The organism is Dactylosporangium sp. NPDC006015 (genome assembly GCF_040614215.1).
Taxonomy (GTDB): domain Bacteria; phylum Actinomycetota; class Actinomycetes; order Mycobacteriales; family Micromonosporaceae; genus Dactylosporangium; species Dactylosporangium maewongense.
This window is the reverse complement of the sequence record NZ_JBEXUD010000030.1, coordinates 69821-86109: the sequence shown is the minus strand read 5'-3', so window position 1 is coordinate 86109 and position 16289 is coordinate 69821. Positions and strand designations below refer to the sequence as shown.

The window sequence follows — 16289 nt, the reverse complement described above, 5'->3', positions numbered from 1 at the left end:
GCCTAGTCAAACCACCCGGTCGGGCAGCGACAGGCCCGGGGGGAGCTCGGGCGCGAGGTCGGCGGACAGGTTGCCGGCGTCGCGGCCCAGCAGCTCCGTGACGGCCAGGCCGAACAGGCCCGGCAGCAGGTCCGTCGAGCGGCGGATCATCCAGCGGGTGCCCTGGGTCGCCATCCACCACGCCTGCGCGGTGCGGGTCGGCGGCGGGCTGCTCGGCGCCGGGTCGGGGCGGGTGCCGATGCCGCCGCCGAGGCGGGCCGCGAGCAGGTCGAAGAACGAGCAGGCGAGGAAGCGGTGCCCCCGTTCGCTCGGGTGGAGGCGGTCGACGCTCCACATGCGGCGGTCGTACGAGTCGGTGTTGCCCGCGGCGTCGAAGTGCACGGTGGCGTGCCGGGCGGCGACGAGGTCCGCGGCGGCGTTCAGGTCGCGCATCCGCCGGGCGAGCGGGCGGGCCAGGGGGCCGGGCAGCCCGAACATGCGGCCCGGGTCCGGCAGTCGGATGGTGAGGACCTCGGCGCCGGTCGCGCGGAGGGCGGCGACGGTGCGCTCCAGGTTGCGGGCGACCCGCGTGGCGTCGAACGGGCTGCGCAGCGTGTCGTTGGTGCCGACGAGGACGGCGGCGACGTCGGGGCGCAGCTCGAGGGCGCGGGGCAGCTGTTCGGTGACGACGTCGGCGCTCTGGGCGCCGCTGCGGGCGATGTTGTGCAGCCGGGCGCCGAGCGCGGCGGCGAGGATCGGTGCCCAGCCGCGCCAGGAGCCGTCGGGCATCCTGTCCCCGAAGCCGACGGTGGTGGAGTCGCCGAGCGCGACGAAGACGGTCACGGCACACCCGCCGAGACGGGGACGTCGTGCACGGCGAGGAACCCGGCGACGGCCGCCGGCCAGGAGTACCGCTCGGCGCGGTCCCGGGCGGCCCGCCGGCGCTCGTCCGCGGGTCGGGCCAGCACCTCCAGTACACCGGCCGCGAAATCCGACAGGACGGCCGCTCCGGCACCGCCGATGACTTCGGGCAGGGCCGATGCCGAGGACACGACGACGGGCGTCCCGCAGGCGAGGGCCTCCAGCGCGGCGAGGCCGAACGTCTCGATCGGGCCGGGGGCGAGGACCACGTCGGCGGTGGCGAGGAGCGAGGCGACGGCGGTGCGGTCGGCGACGAACTGCATGAAGTGCACCGCGTGCCCTGCGTAGTTCTCGGCCAGCTCCTGCAGCCGGGGGCGCAGCGGCCCGTCGCCGGCGACGACCAGGACCGCGTCGACGCCCTGGGCGCGAAGGGCGATGAGGGCCTCGACGGAGCGTTCGGGGCGCTTCTCGGTCGAGAGCCGGCCGCAGTGCACCAGCAGCACCTGGCCGGGGGCCGCGAACTGCGCGCGCAGGGCCGGCGACGCCCGCGAGGGGTGGAACAGGCCGAGGTCGACGCCGAGCGGGACGCGGACGAGGTTGCCGGCGCCGATCCGGTCGAACTCGGCCGCGGCCCAGGCGGTGGTGCACAGGATCTGGTCGTAGGCGCGGTGGCTGCGGGCGTTGAGCAGGTCAGCGCAGGCCGCCCCGACCGGCCCGGCGAAGCTGAGCAGCCCGGCGAGGCTCTCGTGCGACACCATGACGGCGGGGATGCCCCGGTCGCGGGCCCAGCGGCCGGTCCAGCGCAGCGTGAACCGGTCGGAGACCTCCAGCCGGTCGGGCTGGAGGCGGTCGAGGAGCTTGGCGAGGCGGCGCCGGTGGATGAGCACCCGGTAGCCGCCGGTGCCGGGCACGACCGGGCCGGGCAGCGTGATCACCCGGCCCTGCGCGTCGGACACGTCGGAGTGCTCCTCGCCGGGCACGATCAGGATCGACTCGTGGCCCGCGGCGACGTAGCCCTCGCCGAGGGCGCGCAGGGCGGTGCGGAGACCGCCGGACCGGGGCATGACGAAGTTCGCCAGGCGGACGATCCTCACGCGGACACCGCCGGCACGGTCACCGGGACGACGGAGGTGTAGTGCCGGATCAGCTCGTCGCCGACCGCCGACCAGCTGCGGGCCGCGACCGCGACCCGGGCGGCGAGGCCCATCGCCTGCCGGCGCTCGGGGTCGGCGACCAGGTCGGTGACCGCGTCGCGCAACGCCAGCGCGTCGCAGGGCGGCACCAGCAGCCCGGTGCGGCCGTCGTCCACGAGGTCGAGCGGGCCGCCCTGGGCGGGGGCGACCACCGGAACACCCGATGCGAGGGCTTCCTGGACCGTCTGGCCGAACGTCTCGAAGGGCCCGGTGTGGGCGAACACGTCGAGGCTGGCGTAGAGCCGGGCGAGCTGGTCGCCGCGGCGCTCGCCGAGGAAGGCGGCGCCGGGCATGGCGCGCTCCAGGGCGGCGCGGGCGGGGCCGTCGCCGACGACCACGACGCGGACGCCGGGGATGCGGCTCAGCGGCGCGAGCAGGTCGACGCGCTTCTCCACGGCGAGCCGGCCGACGTAGCCGACGAGCACGGACCGGTCGGTGCCCAGCAGGGCCCGGCGGAGGGCGGCGCTGCGGCGGCCGGGGTCGAAGCGGGCGGCGTCGACGCCGCGGCGCCACAGCCAGACCCGCTCGATGCCGTGGCTGTGCAGGGCCGTGGCGGCGGCGGTGGACGGTGCGAGGGTCCGGTCGGCGGCGTTGTGGATGCGGCGCAGCCACCGCCACGCGGCCTGCTCGCCGAGGCCGGAGTGGTAGTACAGGCGGGCGTAGGCGGGGACGTCCGTCTGGTACACGGCGACGGTCGGCAGGCCGAGCGACGCGGCGACCGTCATGCCGCGGGCGCCGAGCACGAACGGGCTGGCCAGGTGGACCAGGTCGGTGCGGTGGGCCCGCAGCGCGGCGGCCAGCCGACGGCTGGGCAGGCCGAGCCGGAAGGTCCCGTAGCCGGGGGTGGCGACCGAGGGGACCCGGATGATCTCGTACGGGAAGGCGCCGGTGACCGACCGCGCCCCGGAGGAGGGCTGAGGGGCGATCACGAGGGGCTCGTGGCCTCGCGCGACGAGGTGTTCGGCGACCCGTACGACGGAGTGGGCGACGCCGTTCACATCGGGCGGGAACGATTCGGTGACGATCGCGATCCGCATGCCGACACCATGGGGTCGGCGACCGTGCATGCGGCCACCATCGACTGACCAAACGGCGAACGCTGCCTAAATGTCGTACCTCGCGCCGGGCCGGACGATGTCGATCGGCCCGTCGAACGCGGCCTGCGCCGCCTCCAGGGTCAGCGCCTCGCTCCCCCACGCCGGCACCAGGTGCGTCAGCAGCAGCCGGCCGACCTCGGCCTTGGTGGCGTGCTCGGCCGCCTCGCGCCCGGTGAGGTGCAGGTCCGGCGGGTTGTCGGCGCCGTCGAGGTAGCTCGCCTCGCACAGGAACAGGTCCGCGCCCTGGGCGAGGCGGATCAGCTGGTCGCAGGCGGCGGTGTCGGCGGAGTACGTGATGACCCGGCCCCCGTGCTCGATGCGCACGCCGTAGGTCTCTATCGGGTGGTTGACCCGGTCGACGGTGACGTGGAGCGGGCCGATCGGGAAGCTGCCCGGCTGCAGCGAGTAGAACGTGTAGACGTCGCTGATCGCCATCGGCTCGTTCTCCCCGCCGTACGCGGCGGAGATGCGCTCGGGCGCGGCGACCGGCGCGTAGACGGGCAGCGGCGGCAGCGGGCCGGACGGTGCGTAGCGCCTGGCCACTATGTAGGAGCACGCGTCGAGCATGTGGTCGCAGTGCAGGTGCGTGAGCAGGATGGCGTCGACGTTGTAGAGGCCGGAGAACCGTTGCAGCGTCGACATCGACCCGGGGCCGAAGTCCACCAGCAGCCGGAACCCGTCCGCCTCGACGAGATACGCCGAGCAGGGCGCCTCGGGTCCCGGGAAGCTGCCGGCGCAGCCGAGAACGGTGAGCCTCATGCTTCCCCTAAGAACAACGCGGGCGCGCCACTGTGGATCACGCCGGTCAGGTGAGGATAGTTCGTCAACCCGGGGTGCCGGATGACGGCACCGGCACAGCAACCGGGCGCGGACGGACTGCACCGGCGGGGGTTGCCCGGCCGGTTGCTGCCGATGGGCAAGTCCGTCACGTGGCGCAGCCTACGCCGGACTGGCAGGCAAGGCTGAACGATCGGACGGCAGATGTCGCCAACGTGACAGGGTCGCGTGACGCCGGGCGCCCGGGCTCGTTGGGATTCGTAAGCCACCAAACGACCCCGGGCAACAGGAGTGGACGTGACCGTCGAGGTGTCCAGGACCAAGCGGCTGCGGCAGCAGCTTCCCGACGCCTTCCGGCTGCCGACGGACCGCGACCCGGCGCCGGAGCCGCGCCACCTCGCCGCCGTCTGCGGCTGGGCGGCGCTGCTCGGCCTCGGCGGCATGGCGGTGGCGCTGCGGGCGTTCGTGGGACTCGTCAGCGCGTCCCGGGGCTGGTACGCGCCGACGGTCATCGTCATCGGGCTCGTCGGCCTGGCGTGCACGATCGCCGCGTTCGCCAGCGTGCACCAGCGGCGCCTGCCGTTCGCTCTGCTCGGCGCCGCTTCGGTGAGCCTGCTGCTCGGGTGGATCGTGACGGGCCTCTAGGCCGCTCTAAGCCCACAGCTGGCCGTCGAGGGCCGACTCGGCGTCGGCGAGGGTGCCGCCATACGCGCCGGTCGACAGGTACTTCCAGCCGCCGTCGGCGACCAGGAACACCACGTCGGCCCGCTTGCCGGCCTTGAGCGCCTGGTGGGCGACCGCGAGGGCGGCGTGCAGCACCGCGCCGGCGGAGAAGCCCACGAACATGCCCTCGACCTCGACGAGCTGGCGGGTCCGCAGCACCGAGTCGCGGGTGCCGACGGAGAAGCGCCTGGTGAGGACGGTCGCGTCGTACAGCTCCGGGACGTAGCCCTCGTCGAGGTTGCGCAGCCCGTAGACCAGCTCGCCGTAGCGGGGCTCGGCGGCGATGATCTCGATGTCCTCGACCTTCTCGCGAAGGTAGCGCCCGATGCCCATCAGCGTGCCCGTGGTGCCGAGACCGGCCACGAAGTGCGTGATGGTCGGCATGTCCCGGAGGATCTCCGGACCGGTCGTCTCGTAGTGCGCCCGGGCGTTGGCCTCGTTGCCGTACTGGTAGAGCATCACCCAGTCGGGATGCTCCGCGGCGATCTCCTTCGCGACCGCGACGGCCCGGTTGGACCCGCCGGCGGCCTCGGAGAAGATGATCTCCGCGCCGTACATCCGCAGCAGCGCGGTGCGCTCCGACGAGACGTTCTCGGGCATGACGCAGACCAGGCGGTAGCCGCGCAGCTTCGCCACCATCGCCAGGGCGATGCCGGTGTTGCCGCTGGTCGGCTCGATGATCGTGTCACCGGGGCGGAGGCGGCCCGCTTCCTCGGCCGCCTTCACCATCCACAACGCGACCCGATCCTTCACGCTGCCCGTCGGGTTGCGGTCCTCGAGCTTGGCCCAGAGGCGGACCTCCGGGCTCGGCGACAGCCTGGGCAACCCGATGAGCGGCGTGTTTCCGCACGCCTCGAGCACCGACTCGTAGCGCGCCACGACAGATCAGCCCCGCAGGGCGTGGGCGGCCGCGAACGCGAACGCGCCACCCGCCACGGCGGGCAGGATCGTCACCGAGTCGCCGTCGTTGAGCTTCGCGTCGAGCGCGCCCAGGAAGCGGACGTCCTCGTCGTTGACATAGACGTTGACGAAGCGGTGCAGGCCACCCTCCGGGGTCAGCAGGCGGGCCTTGATGCCCGAGTGCCGGCTGTCCAGGTCGGCGAGCAGGTCGGCGATGGTGTCACCGGCACCCTCGACGGTCTTGGCACCGCCGGTGTAGCTGCGCAGGATGGTCGGGATGCGAACCTCGATAGCCATGATCATTTCCTCTTGTGTACGAGCGGTGAACTGGACGACTGGACATGGTGCGACGGCAGGCGGCGATCAGCTGCCTGCGCGACACTCGTAGTCGACGGTCGTCGGGCTCTGCCCGAAGAGATATGACTGGACGGCGTGTGAGTCCACGACTGCATTAACTACCTGAACCGGCTCTTCGGTGACGGCTCCGTCCACGATGCGGAACGACCTGATCTCGGTCTGCTCCGGGTCGCGGGTCGAAACCAGCAGATAGTGCGCATTCGGCTCACCCGCGAACGACACGTCCGTCCGCGACGGGTAGGCCTCGGTGGCGGTGTGCGAGTGGTAGACGACCACCGGCTCCTCGTCCGCGTCGTCCATCTCGCGCCACAGCCGCAGCTGCTCCTTCGAGTCGAACTCGTAGAACGTCATGGAGCGGGCGGCATTCTCCATCGGCACGTGCCGGACCGGAGTGTCCGAGCCGGCCGGACCCGCGACGATCCCGCACGCCTCGTCGGGGTGGTCCCGGCGGGCGTGCGCAACGATCGCGTCGAGGATCGCGGCGTCGATGGTCAGCACGCCCCACAGCCTACCGAAACCTGAAGGCAACTCGCTCGTGACCGCGCTCACGCCGCCCGCGCCGCGCTCCGCCCGGGCAGCTACGCCATCAGCGCGCCGACGAGGCTCTCCTGGAGGTAGGTCAGGTACTGGTACACCGACAGCTGCCCGACCCTCGTGGAGGTGGGGTCCTTCAGGATCGCCTCGTCGAGCTCCGCCTCGACGTCGACGTCGTCGTCGTCGATCCCGAGCCGGGAGCCCAGCGTCAGGCGGACGTCGGTCAGCGCGCGCAGCCACGCCTCGGCCTGCTCCTCGTCGAGTGCGACCTCGCCGCCCTCCACCGGCAGCACGTCCAGCAGCAGCGCCGCCTGCTCCAGCTTCGCCGAGCGGAGGTCGTCCTCCAGGTAGCGGCGCAGCTCCTCCGAGGCGGCGGCGTCGTCGCGGTACATGTCGGGGAAGAGCCGCGCGATCACCGGGTCGGCGCGGTCGAACCCCTCCGACAGCAGCGTGATGACCTCGAGCATGACCTCGTTGAGCACCGCGGCCTCGGCAGGGCCGAACCGGGCGATGCACACGGTCCCGTTGCGAACGAACATCGTCATGCCGCCACCTCCGCTGCGCTCCGGCGGCGGCCCGACCTGACGCTGTGCCCCCGGTGCCCGGCTCCAGCGCTGCGCTCCGGACCTGTCACGACTTGTCCACCGTCGCCCACAGCCCGTAGGCCTGCAGCCTGGAAGCGTCGTACTCCATCTTCTCGCGTGGCCCGCTGGACACGATCGCCTTGCCCTTTTGGTGCACGTCGAGCATCAGACGCTCGGCCTTCTCCCGGCTGAATCCGAACAGTTTCTGCAGGACCCATGTCACGTAGCTCATAAGGTTGACCGGATCGTTCCAGACCACGGTCACCCACGGACGGTCGGTCTCGGGCACCTCATCAGCCTCGAGACGGGTCTCTTCGATCGGTACGACCTGCGGCGCCGCCATACCAACATGGTGCCATCAAGCGAGCAGCACGCCATGGTCGACCGCATCCCCACCGATGGCGGCCAGTGCCTGACGCAGTGCCGTGTAGCGCTCGCCCAGCTCGTGACCCATCTCGACCTCGATCTCGCGCAGCGCGTGCTGCAGCCAGCGCCGGCAGTCCTTCTTGTCCGCGTGCTTCGGCGGCCCGCCCGGCGCGCTCTTCGGCTGCCACAGCGCGTAGCAGCTGGCGTTGAGCGCGACGCCCAGCGACGGCAGCACCTGGCCGGCCGGCTCGCCGCCGCCGACGGCGCAGAGGTTGTCCACCGCGGCCGCGCCGGCCATCGAGGCCACCGCCGAGGTGGCGGTGAGCAGCAGCGCGTGGTCGCGGTCGCGCCCGTCGTCGCGCAGGGAGTCGACCGCCCGGCGGGCCGCGGCGGCGATCCTGGCCAGGACGACCTCGTCGGGCGCGGTGTCCAGCAGCTCGGTGAAGACCGCGGCGATCACCTCGCGCGTGTCGTCGCGCAGCTGGCGGGTGGTGCGCACGGACAGCGCGTGCAGCTCGCGGTCGAGCACGTACGGCAGCTCCGGGCAGCCCTTGCCGGAGCCGAGCTCCTGCACGCACCGCACGTGGATGGTCGCCAGGTCGATGGAGACGCGCTGCACGGCGGCGACCCGCCGGTTGGCGATCTCGCGGTCGAGCAGCTCCTGCCACTCGTCGCCGGCGCGGGAGACGGTCGCGGCGGCGACCCCGACCGGCGCGGGCCGCACCTCGCCCCAGGTCTCCAGCTCGTGGCGCAGCTCGGCGACGCCGAAGACGGCCTCCGGGTCCAGCGACACCGGGAACCAGGGTGCGGACGCCAGGCGCTGGCCGCGGGAGGCGAGCAGCGCCCGGTTGGCGACCAGCATCTCGGGCCAGGCGTCGTGCTGGTCGATGCGGGTGAGCACGAACGCGATCCGGCCGGCCCGGTCCGCGGCGGCGGCGAGCAGGTCCAGGTCGGCGCGGGCGAGCGGGGCCGCGGCGTCGACGACGAACAGCAGCCCGAGGCCCCGCTCGGCGGCGTCGAGCACGATCTCGGCGTTGGCGGCATCCAGGCCCCCGCTGCCGGGCGTGTCGACCAGCGCGACGCGCTTGAGCAGGCTCGAGGAGTGGTTGATCTCGATGCGGCGGGCGGGCCGCGTCGGGCCGGGCCGCGGGTCGCGCTGGCCGGGGACCAGGGCGGCACGCGCCTCGCGGTGACCCGGGACGAACACGCGGGTCTCGGCCTTGTCGCCGTGCCGGAAGACCAGCCAGGCGTCGCCCGCCGGAGCCGGCTCGGCGCGCCGGATCAAGGCATTGAGCAGGGCTGTCTTGCCGCTGCGGGGCGAGCCGGCGATCACCGCGAAGCTGCCGGCGCCCGCCGCCTGACGTGGCTCGGACTGCCGGTGACTTCTGCTGCCGCGGACCGGCATGGCGGACACCGGCCCCCCGGGCGTCGTGACTGTCAGATCGATCAGCGGCGCCTGCATGACCCCAGACCCCATGTGCGACCTCCTCGTGCACGGCCGGTAAGCATCGGAACGCTACGTGAACAGCCACTTACGGAGGCAGTACTCGAGCTACTCAACTGAGACCAAACGCACTACTCAAGTTCAAACATCGGCGGGTACGCGCAGTAATCGACCTATCGATATGCTGCGACGGTGCCCCCCTGGAGCTTTGTCGGTCGAAACGCTGAACTGGTCCGCCTCGCCGAGGCAGCCACCGGCTCAACCGGTCGCGGACTAATTTTGGGCGGCCCGCCAGGCATCGGCAAGAGCCGATTGCTGCGCGAGGGTGTCAACGCCCTCGACCAGGACAGACTCGCCGTCTGGACGGCGACCGCCAACGCGGCGACGGCGGGCCTACCGCTGGGCGGCCTGGCCCAGGTGCTGCCACCGGACCAGCCCTCTGGCGGCTCGCCGGCCGGCCTGCTCCGCTGGGCCGTCGACGCGCTGCACCGGCAGGCGGCCGGCCGGCCGATCGTCGTCGCCATCGACGACGCCCACCTGCTCGACCCGTTGTCGGCCGCGCTCGTGTACTACGTCGCCAGGTCCGAGAACGCGACGGTGATCGGCACCGTGCGCACCGGCGAGCCCGTGCACGACCCGATCAGCGCCCTGTGGAAGGACGACCTGGTCGAGCGGATCGAGCTGACCCCGCTGACCCTGCAGGAGACCTCCGACCTGCTCCAGCAGGTGCTCGGCGGCCCGGTCGACTCGGCCTCCGTCGACCGGCTCCAGCAGCTGTCGCAGGGCAACGCGCTGCTGCTGCGCGAGCTGGTCATCGCCGCGCACGCCAGCGGCGAGATCATCGAGAGCTACGGGATGCAGCGCTGGACGGGCAAGGTCGACCTCGCCCCCACGCTGACCGAGGTGGTGGACGCCCGCATCGGCAAGCTCACCCCGCAGGAGCGAGCGGTGCTGGAGCTGGTCGCGTTCGGCGAGCCGATCGGGCTGCCGCTGCTGGTCAACGCCACCGACCTGAACACCGTGGAGACCGCCGAGGAGCGGCAGCTGATCCGCGTCGTCGTCGAGGACCGCCGCACCACGGTCCGCCTCGCGCATCCCCTGTACGGCGAGGTCGTGCGCCGCCGCTGCCCCGTGACCCGGGTCCGCCGGCTGCTCGCCGACCTGGCCGGCCTGGTGGAGGACAGCGGCGCCCGGCGCCGCGACGACCTGCTCCGCGTCGCCGTCTGGCGGCTGGACAGCGACACCGCCCGCGACCCCCAGCAGCTGCTCATGGCGTGCCGGCTCGCGTTCGCCACCTATGACATGGCCCTGGCGATGCGGCTGGGCAAGGCCGCCCTCGCGGCCGGCGGCGGGTTCGACGCCGCGGAGACCCTCGCGACGATCCTGATGTTCGTCAACATGCCCGAGGAAGCCGTCGCGATCCTCGACGCCAACCAGGACCAGACCGTCGAGGAGTCCCAGCGCAGCCGGTGGCTCGCCATCCGGCACATCACCGCCCAGTGGGGTCTCGGCGACCCGGACACCGTCGACGACATCGACCGCAAGGCGCACGAGCTGAGCGACCTGCGCGAACGCTCCCTGGTGCTGGCCGTGGAGTCGACGATGCGGCTGCACCGGGGCGACAACGCCCAGGCGCTCACCCTCGCCCGCCAGGTCCTCGACAGCGCGGCCAGCGCCCCCGGCCCGCGGGCCCTCGCCCGCAGCAACATGGCCCAGCTGCAGGCCATGCGCGGCACACCGGTGCAGACCGTCAAGGCCCTCGCGGCGGTCGACGCCGAGGCGGCGCAGTGGCGGGTCGAGCTGCCGTACTTCCAGCTCGGCATCGAGCTCTCCCGCGGCACCGCCATGATCCTCGCCGCCGACCTGGAGGCCGTCGACGCGATCGTCGCCGCCGAGTTCGCCGGCATGGCCGACGCCGGCAACTTCAACATGGGCTCCGGCTACCTGCAGATCGTCCGCGCCCAGGCGGCCCGCCTCCGCGGCCGGCTCACCGAGGCGGCCCGGGCCGCGTCGCAGGCCTGCGCGGCCCTGGCCACCGGCAAGGTCTTCGTCGCGCTCGCCCACGCCGAGCGGGCGCACGTCGCCGCCCTCACCGGGGACGCGGCCGGCGCCGCGGAGGCGTTCGCGATCGCCGAGGCGTCGCACTACCGCTCGATGGAGGTGCTGTACCCGTGGCTCGAGGAGGCCAGGGCGTGGGTCGCGGTCGCCTCCGGTGACGTGCCGACCGCCGCCGAGGTCCTGCGGCTGCTCGCGGCCCGCACCCGCGGCGACGGGTTCGCCGCGCACGAGATGTCCGCGCTGTACCACCTGGGCCGGCTCGGCTTCGCCCGCGAGGTCACCGACCGGCTCGACGCGCTGTCGCACACCGTCGAGGGCCGCATCGCCCCCTCGATGGCCTGGCACGTGCGGGCGATGGCCGGCGAGGACGGCGGCAGCCTCCTCGCGGTCGCCGAGGAGTTCGCCGACCAGGAGCTCAACCTGTACGCCGCGGAGGCCGCCGCCGGTGCGGTCACCCTGCTGCGGAGCATCCGGTCGCCGCAGACGCCACGGGCCGCGCAGCGCCTCGCCGAGCTGCGGGTCCTCTGCCCGGCCGCGGCCACGCCGGCGCTGGTCGTGCCGCAGCCCATGCTCACCGGCCGCGAGCGGCAGATCGCCCGGCTCGCCGCCGCCGGTGTGCCGTCGAAGGAGATCGCGGACCAGCTGTACCTGTCCTCCCGCACCGTCGACAACCACCTCATGCGCGTCTACGCCAAGCTCGGTGTGACGGGGCGCGCAGAACTGGCCGCCGCCCTGCGCTCGCTGCCACCCGAGGAGTGAATAGTCTTGGTGGCGTGACGACAAGCGCGCTGCTGACCGACCACTACGAGCTGACGATGCTGTCGGCGGCGCTGCGCGACGGGACCGCGTCGCGCCGCTGCGTCTTCGAGGTGTTCGCCCGCCGCCTCCCGACCGGGCGGCGGTACGGTGTCGTGGCCGGCATCGGGCGCCTGCTCGCCCACGTGCAGGACTTCCGCTTCGACCCCGCCGACGTCGAGTTCCTGCAGTCCCGCGGGATCGTCTCCGCCGACACCGCCGAGTGGCTGGCGGCCTACCGGTTCACCGGCGACATCGACGGCTATGCCGAGGGCGAGCTGTTCTTCCCCGGCTCGCCGATCCTCACGGTCAGCGGCACGTTCGCCGAGTGCGTCGTGCTGGAGACGCTGATCCTGTCGGTCCTCAACCACGACAGCGCGATCGCGGCCGGCGCCGCCCGCATGGTCACCGCCGCCCGCGGCCGCTCCGTGATCGAGATGGGCTCCCGGCGCACGCACGAGGAGGCCGCGGTGGCCGCGGCGCGAGCCGCTTATCTGGCCGGGTTCGCGTACACCTCCAACCTCGAGGCCGGCCGGCGCTACGGCATCCCGACGACCGGCACCGCCGCGCACGCCTTCACGCTGCTGCACGACACCGAGCAGGCCGCGTTCGCCTCCCAGGTCGCGACGCTCGGCAAGCAGACGACGCTGCTCGTCGACACGTACGACATCGCCCAGGGCATCCGCAACGCCATCGAGGTCGCGGGCCCCGACCTGCGGGCCGTGCGCATCGACTCCGGCGACCTGTCCGTCCTCGCCGCGCACTCCCGCGCGCTCCTGGACTCCCTCGGCGCGACCGAGACCCAGATCATCGTCTCCGGCGACCTCGACGAGTATGCGATCGCGGCCCTCGCGGCAGAGCCCGTCGACGCGTACGGCGCGGGCACAGCCGTCGTCGTCGGCTCCGGCGCCCCGACCGCCGGCCTGGTCTACAAGCTGGTCGAGGTCGACGGCCGCCCGGTGGTCAAGCGCTCGGAGAACAAGGGCACGGTCGGCGGCCGCAAGACCGCCGTCCGCCGGCACAAGCCGACCGGCACCGCGACCGAGGAGGTCGTCGTGTCGATGGGCACGCCCACCGCCGAACCCAACGACCGGCTCCTGCAGCGGGCCTTCGTCCGCGGCGGCGAGCTGGTGCCCGACCTGCCCGACCTCGCCACCTCCCGCGAGCACCTGCGCCAGTGCCTCATCTCGATCCCCTGGGAGGGGCTGAAGCTGTCCGCCGGCGACCCGGCGGTTCCCGTCCAGATGCTTGGGGGCTCCCTGTGACTCGCGCCTTGATCATCGTTGACGTGCAGAACGACTTCTGCGAGGGCGGCTCGCTCGCCGTCGGCGGCGGCGCCGGCGTCGCGGCCGCGATCTCCGCAGCCGTGGCCGGCGGCGCCTGGGACCACGTGGTGGCCACCCAGGACCACCACATCAGCCCCGCCGGGCACTTCGGCGACCCGCCGGACTACGTGTCGACGTGGCCCGTCCACTGCGTGGTCGGCACCGGCGGCGTCGACTTCCACCCGTCACTGGACGTGTCCCGCGTCGAGGCCGTGTTCACCAAGGGCGAGTACTCGGCGGCGTACTCCGGCTTCCAGGGATCATCGTCCGGCGTCGACCTCGCGTCCTGGCTCCGCGCCCGATCGGTCTCCGAGGTCGACGTGGTCGGCATCGCCACCGACCACTGCGTGCGAGCGACTGCCATCGATGCGAAACGCGAAGGCTTTGTTACATCTGTGCTGCTGGACCTCACCGCGGGCGTCGCCCGGCCCACGGTGGACGCCGCCCTTGCTGAGCTGCGCACCGCTGGGGTGACCCTTGTGGGTGAACCGGTCGTATCGGCAAGCTGACCATCCGGTGGATGGCACACGACTGGACTTGCCGTGTAACAACCGACGTGTACCGTCATCCCGGCAAGCGGTTCCGCACCCGACGTGAAGAATTCTCACCTCACAACGTAAGGACCACCTACACGGAGCGTGGCGAAACAGGGAAGACTTCGCTACGCTTGCGGGACCTCGAAGGGTCGTCCATGGTGGACGACTCAGCACCAGGAGGGTCACGTGAAGTTGTCGATCGAAACTCGCCCCTCGGATCAGCGCGAAGCACTGCTGACCTTGAGCGGCGAAATCGACTATGAGACCGCTCAGGAGCTTCGCACAGCGGTGAGTTCAGTGCTCGACGGCAACATCGACACGCTCGTCATCGACCTCGCCGGCGTCACGTTCCTCGACTCCACCGGCATCGGCACCCTCGTGGTCGCCAAGCGCATCTGCCACAGCATGGGCGTCAAGCTGCACATTCGCCGACCAAACCCGTTCATCGCGCGGCTGTTCGCGGTGGTCGGGGTCAGCGACATCCTCGGGGTCCCGATCCCGCCGGGCACTGTCTCCGGCCGGCTTCCCCAGCCCCGCGAGCGCGGCGTCACCCAGCCCGCCTGACACCACCAGGGCAACGCGACCCGGACCTTGGACCCCGCACGTCCAAGGTCCGCGCTGTCTCCTCCCCTGCCTCTGCGGTCGCCGGTTTACGCCCCGCAGCGGCCTGCTGAGCGCTCCGCAGCCCCCTTCCCGCAGCGCCTCACCCCGCCCACCGTTCACTACGCCCCGTCACCCACCCACGGCAACCGTCCCGCTACGGATTGGTAGGACGACTCCCCGCCGCCCCGTGATCGACTGATACGTCCGGTCACCATGACAACCGGAACCACCCCTCGATCACTGATCACGGCACCCCCGAGCGCTCGACGGCTGCCTGAGTCCCGCCAAGACTCGAACCGCCCCGCCCGGCGCCGACCCCCACGCGGCCGTCCCACCACCCCACACTCGAGCGGCGCCCTGTCCGCCGTCCCACCGATCGACCCCACGACGCCGCCGTGATCGAGAGATGACACCGGCCGGTCCACATCCCATCGCCCACGACCCCAGCGACACAGGACGACACAGCAGGCCCCCAGCGCAATCGCGAGTGGAGCTCTCGGACACCACCACCCAGACACCGCCACGGAGCGCCCGCCGACATAGCGGCACGAAGCCGAAGCACCACGAAGCGTGAGCCGAAACGAAGCGGACACCACAGAGCCCAAGCCGCCCCGGTGCAGGATCCAGCGCGGAGCGACGCGGAAGCGGTGCACGTCGTTGACGCGTGAAACCGCCCTCTGGCCCCGGAACCCGCCCACGGCCAGGGGTCACGTTTCAGCCGCCGTCGACAGCAGCCAGGCTGCACGGAAGCCGAAGTCGACGCGAGCGGAGCGAACGCCACCGCAGAGCGCACGCCGGCTCGGGAGCTTGCGCGGCTCGGAAGCCGACACCAGAGCAGGAGCCGCCACGCAGCAGGAAGTCGGCGCGCAGCAGGAGCCTGCGCGGAAGCCTGTGCCTGTCGTTGACGCGTGAACTGATCCCTTGCCCTGGAATCCGCCCGTCATCAGGGAGCACGTACACCGCCGATGACAGCGCGAAGCAGGAGCCGCCACGGCGCAGGAGCCAGGCTGCACGGAAGCCGAAGTCGGCGCGAGCGAACACCACCGTGGCGGAGCGGACCCCACCGCAGAGCGCAAGCCAGCTCGGGACCTGACGCGCCCGGAAGCCAGGACCGGCGCAGGAAGCGGCACGTAGCGGCGCGGAGGCCAGCATGTGTCATCGATGCGCGCACCCGGTCCTTGGCACTGGAACCCGCCACCGCCAGGAGGCACATGCAACCGCCGCTGACAGCGCGGCGCGGGAGCCGGGCAGCGCGGGAGCCGGGCAGCGCGGGAGCCGGGCAGCGCGGGAGCCGGGCAGCGCGGGAGCCGGGCGGCACAGAAGCCGGAGTTGGCGTGAGCGAACGCCACCAAAGCGGAGCGGGCACCGCCGCAGCGCGCAAGCCGGCTCGGGGACCGGCCCAAGTGGAGCGGAGCCGGCCTGGCCCGGAAGCCGACACCACCGCGAAGCGGAGCGGACATCACGCGAAGTGCAAGCAGGCATGAGGCAGACCAGGGGCCCGCACGGCACGACTCGGGGACCGGCACCGGCAAAGCGGAGCGGAAGCCAGCCCGGAGCAGAAACCGACACCACCGCGAAGCGGAGCGGACCACCGCGAAGCGCAAGCTGGTGCGCCGCAGCCCAGGAACCAGTGCGGCGCAAGGAACCAGTGCAGAGGCCGAGCCGAGTGGAAGCCGGTCCAGAGCGGAAGCAGGCGAAGCGCAAACCTGGTGAGACGCGGCGCGACGCGCGGGCGGCCCGGGGCGGGAGCCAGTGCGGGGCAGGAGCCGGCGCAGGAACCAGCGCGGGCGGGCACGGGATCGGAGCGGGATGGGAGCCGGAGCGGGCGGGAGCCAGGCCGGTCAGGAGCCAGCGCGGCTCAGGAACCAGCGCAGGCGGAGCGGGGCGGGAGTCGGCGCGGCGCAGGCACCGGCGGGCGGAGCGGGGAAGGGTGGGGTGGGAGCCGGCGGGCCGCAGGAATCAGTGGCGGGCGGAACCGTGCGGAAGCCGGCGCGCAGGCACCGGGGCGGGAAGCGACGTGGCGTGGCGCGAGGCAGAAAGCGTCACGGCGCGAGGCGAGAAGCGGCGCGAGGCGAGAAGCGGCGCGAGGCGAGAAGCGGCGCGAGGCGAGAAGCGGCGCGAGGCGAGAAGCGGCGCGAGGCGAGAAGCGGCGCGAGG

15 protein-coding genes are annotated in these 16289 nt (G+C 72.7%); 5 read left to right on the top strand and 10 right to left on the bottom strand.

Annotated features, from left to right (window positions below; genetic code table 11):
* Window positions 1-6: 6 nt before the first annotated feature.
* From ABZ321_RS38675 to ABZ321_RS38660, 4 genes are all read right to left on the bottom strand, one after another.
* Window positions 7-822 (bottom strand): SGNH/GDSL hydrolase family protein, encoded by an 816-nt coding sequence (locus ABZ321_RS38675; protein ID WP_344501523.1) that lies wholly within the window; start codon window positions 820-822, stop codon window positions 7-9.
* On the bottom strand, window positions 819-1934 hold the full coding sequence (locus tag ABZ321_RS38670) for a glycosyltransferase (protein WP_354900529.1): 1116 nt from the start codon (window positions 1932-1934) through the stop codon (window positions 819-821). The genes ABZ321_RS38675 and ABZ321_RS38670 overlap by 4 nt, the downstream gene beginning before the upstream one ends.
* The gene (locus ABZ321_RS38665) at window positions 1931-3070 is read right to left on the bottom strand and encodes a glycosyltransferase family 1 protein (RefSeq protein ID WP_344501525.1); all 1140 of its coding nucleotides are present in this window, start codon (window positions 3068-3070) and stop codon (window positions 1931-1933) included. The genes ABZ321_RS38670 and ABZ321_RS38665 overlap by 4 nt, the downstream gene beginning before the upstream one ends.
* 66 nt (window positions 3071-3136) lie before the next feature.
* Window positions 3137-3889, bottom strand: a complete 753-nt coding sequence (locus tag ABZ321_RS38660; protein WP_344501526.1) for an MBL fold metallo-hydrolase — start codon at window positions 3887-3889, stop codon at window positions 3137-3139.
* Window positions 3890-4204: 315 nt separating this feature from the next.
* Between ABZ321_RS38660 and ABZ321_RS38655 the strand changes: the two genes are divergently transcribed.
* Window positions 4205-4552, top strand: a complete 348-nt coding sequence (locus tag ABZ321_RS38655; protein ID WP_344501527.1) for a hypothetical protein — start codon at window positions 4205-4207, stop codon at window positions 4550-4552.
* Between the two features lie 6 nt (window positions 4553-4558).
* Here the strand turns inward: ABZ321_RS38655 and ABZ321_RS38650 are convergent, their stop codons facing one another.
* From ABZ321_RS38650 to ABZ321_RS38625, 6 genes are all read right to left on the bottom strand, one after another.
* Window positions 4559-5509, bottom strand: a complete 951-nt coding sequence (locus ABZ321_RS38650; protein ID WP_344501528.1) for a cysteine synthase — start codon at window positions 5507-5509, stop codon at window positions 4559-4561.
* 6 nt (window positions 5510-5515) lie between these two features.
* On the bottom strand, window positions 5516-5827 hold the full coding sequence (locus ABZ321_RS38645) for a MoaD family protein (RefSeq protein WP_344501529.1): 312 nt from the start codon (window positions 5825-5827) through the stop codon (window positions 5516-5518).
* Between the two features lie 66 nt (window positions 5828-5893).
* The gene (locus ABZ321_RS38640; protein WP_344501530.1) at window positions 5894-6385 is read right to left on the bottom strand and encodes a M67 family metallopeptidase; all 492 of its coding nucleotides are present in this window, start codon (window positions 6383-6385) and stop codon (window positions 5894-5896) included.
* 80 nt (window positions 6386-6465) lie between these two features.
* The gene (locus ABZ321_RS38635) at window positions 6466-6966 is read right to left on the bottom strand and encodes a DUF2017 domain-containing protein (protein ID WP_344501531.1); all 501 of its coding nucleotides are present in this window, start codon (window positions 6964-6966) and stop codon (window positions 6466-6468) included.
* An 85-nt stretch (window positions 6967-7051) separates the two neighbouring features.
* Complete coding sequence (clpS, locus tag ABZ321_RS38630; protein WP_344501532.1) at window positions 7052-7348, bottom strand: ATP-dependent Clp protease adapter ClpS; 297 nt, start codon at window positions 7346-7348, stop codon at window positions 7052-7054.
* A gap of 15 nt (window positions 7349-7363) precedes the next feature.
* Entirely contained in the window at window positions 7364-8848 is a 1485-nt protein-coding gene (locus tag ABZ321_RS38625) for a dynamin family protein (protein WP_354900525.1), read from the bottom strand.
* Between the two features lie 159 nt (window positions 8849-9007).
* Here ABZ321_RS38625 and ABZ321_RS38620 point away from each other — a divergent pair, with 159 nt between their 5' ends.
* From ABZ321_RS38620 to ABZ321_RS38605, 4 genes are all read left to right on the top strand, one after another.
* Complete coding sequence (locus tag ABZ321_RS38620; protein ID WP_354900523.1) at window positions 9008-11632, top strand: LuxR C-terminal-related transcriptional regulator; 2625 nt, start codon at window positions 9008-9010, stop codon at window positions 11630-11632.
* Window positions 11629-12933, top strand: a complete 1305-nt coding sequence (locus ABZ321_RS38615; RefSeq protein ID WP_354900521.1) for a nicotinate phosphoribosyltransferase — start codon at window positions 11629-11631, stop codon at window positions 12931-12933. Before ABZ321_RS38620 ends, ABZ321_RS38615 begins: the two co-directional genes overlap by 4 nt.
* Entirely contained in the window at window positions 12930-13502 is a 573-nt protein-coding gene (locus ABZ321_RS38610; RefSeq protein ID WP_344501536.1) for an isochorismatase family protein, read from the top strand. The genes ABZ321_RS38615 and ABZ321_RS38610 overlap by 4 nt, the downstream gene beginning before the upstream one ends.
* 213 nt (window positions 13503-13715) lie before the next feature.
* Window positions 13716-14093: an STAS domain-containing protein gene (locus ABZ321_RS38605; RefSeq protein WP_344501537.1), complete on the top strand. Its 378-nt coding sequence runs from the start codon at window positions 13716-13718 to the stop codon at window positions 14091-14093.
* The last annotated feature ends 2196 nt before the right edge of the window (window positions 14094-16289 follow it).

Coding starts and splice junctions, on each gene's coding strand:
- ABZ321_RS38660 (WP_344501526.1), bottom strand. CDS start 3,889: ATGAGGCTCACCGTTCTCGGCTGCGCCGGCAGCTTCCCGGGACCCGAG.
- ABZ321_RS38625 (WP_354900525.1), bottom strand. CDS start 8,848: ATGGGGTCTGGGGTCATGCAGGCGCCGCTGATCGATCTGACAGTCACG.
- ABZ321_RS38645 (WP_344501529.1), bottom strand. CDS start 5,827: ATGGCTATCGAGGTTCGCATCCCGACCATCCTGCGCAGCTACACCGGC.
- ABZ321_RS38635 (WP_344501531.1), bottom strand. CDS start 6,966: ATGACGATGTTCGTTCGCAACGGGACCGTGTGCATCGCCCGGTTCGGC.
- clpS (WP_344501532.1), bottom strand. CDS start 7,348: ATGGCGGCGCCGCAGGTCGTACCGATCGAAGAGACCCGTCTCGAGGCT.
- ABZ321_RS38665 (WP_344501525.1), bottom strand. CDS start 3,070: ATGCGGATCGCGATCGTCACCGAATCGTTCCCGCCCGATGTGAACGGC.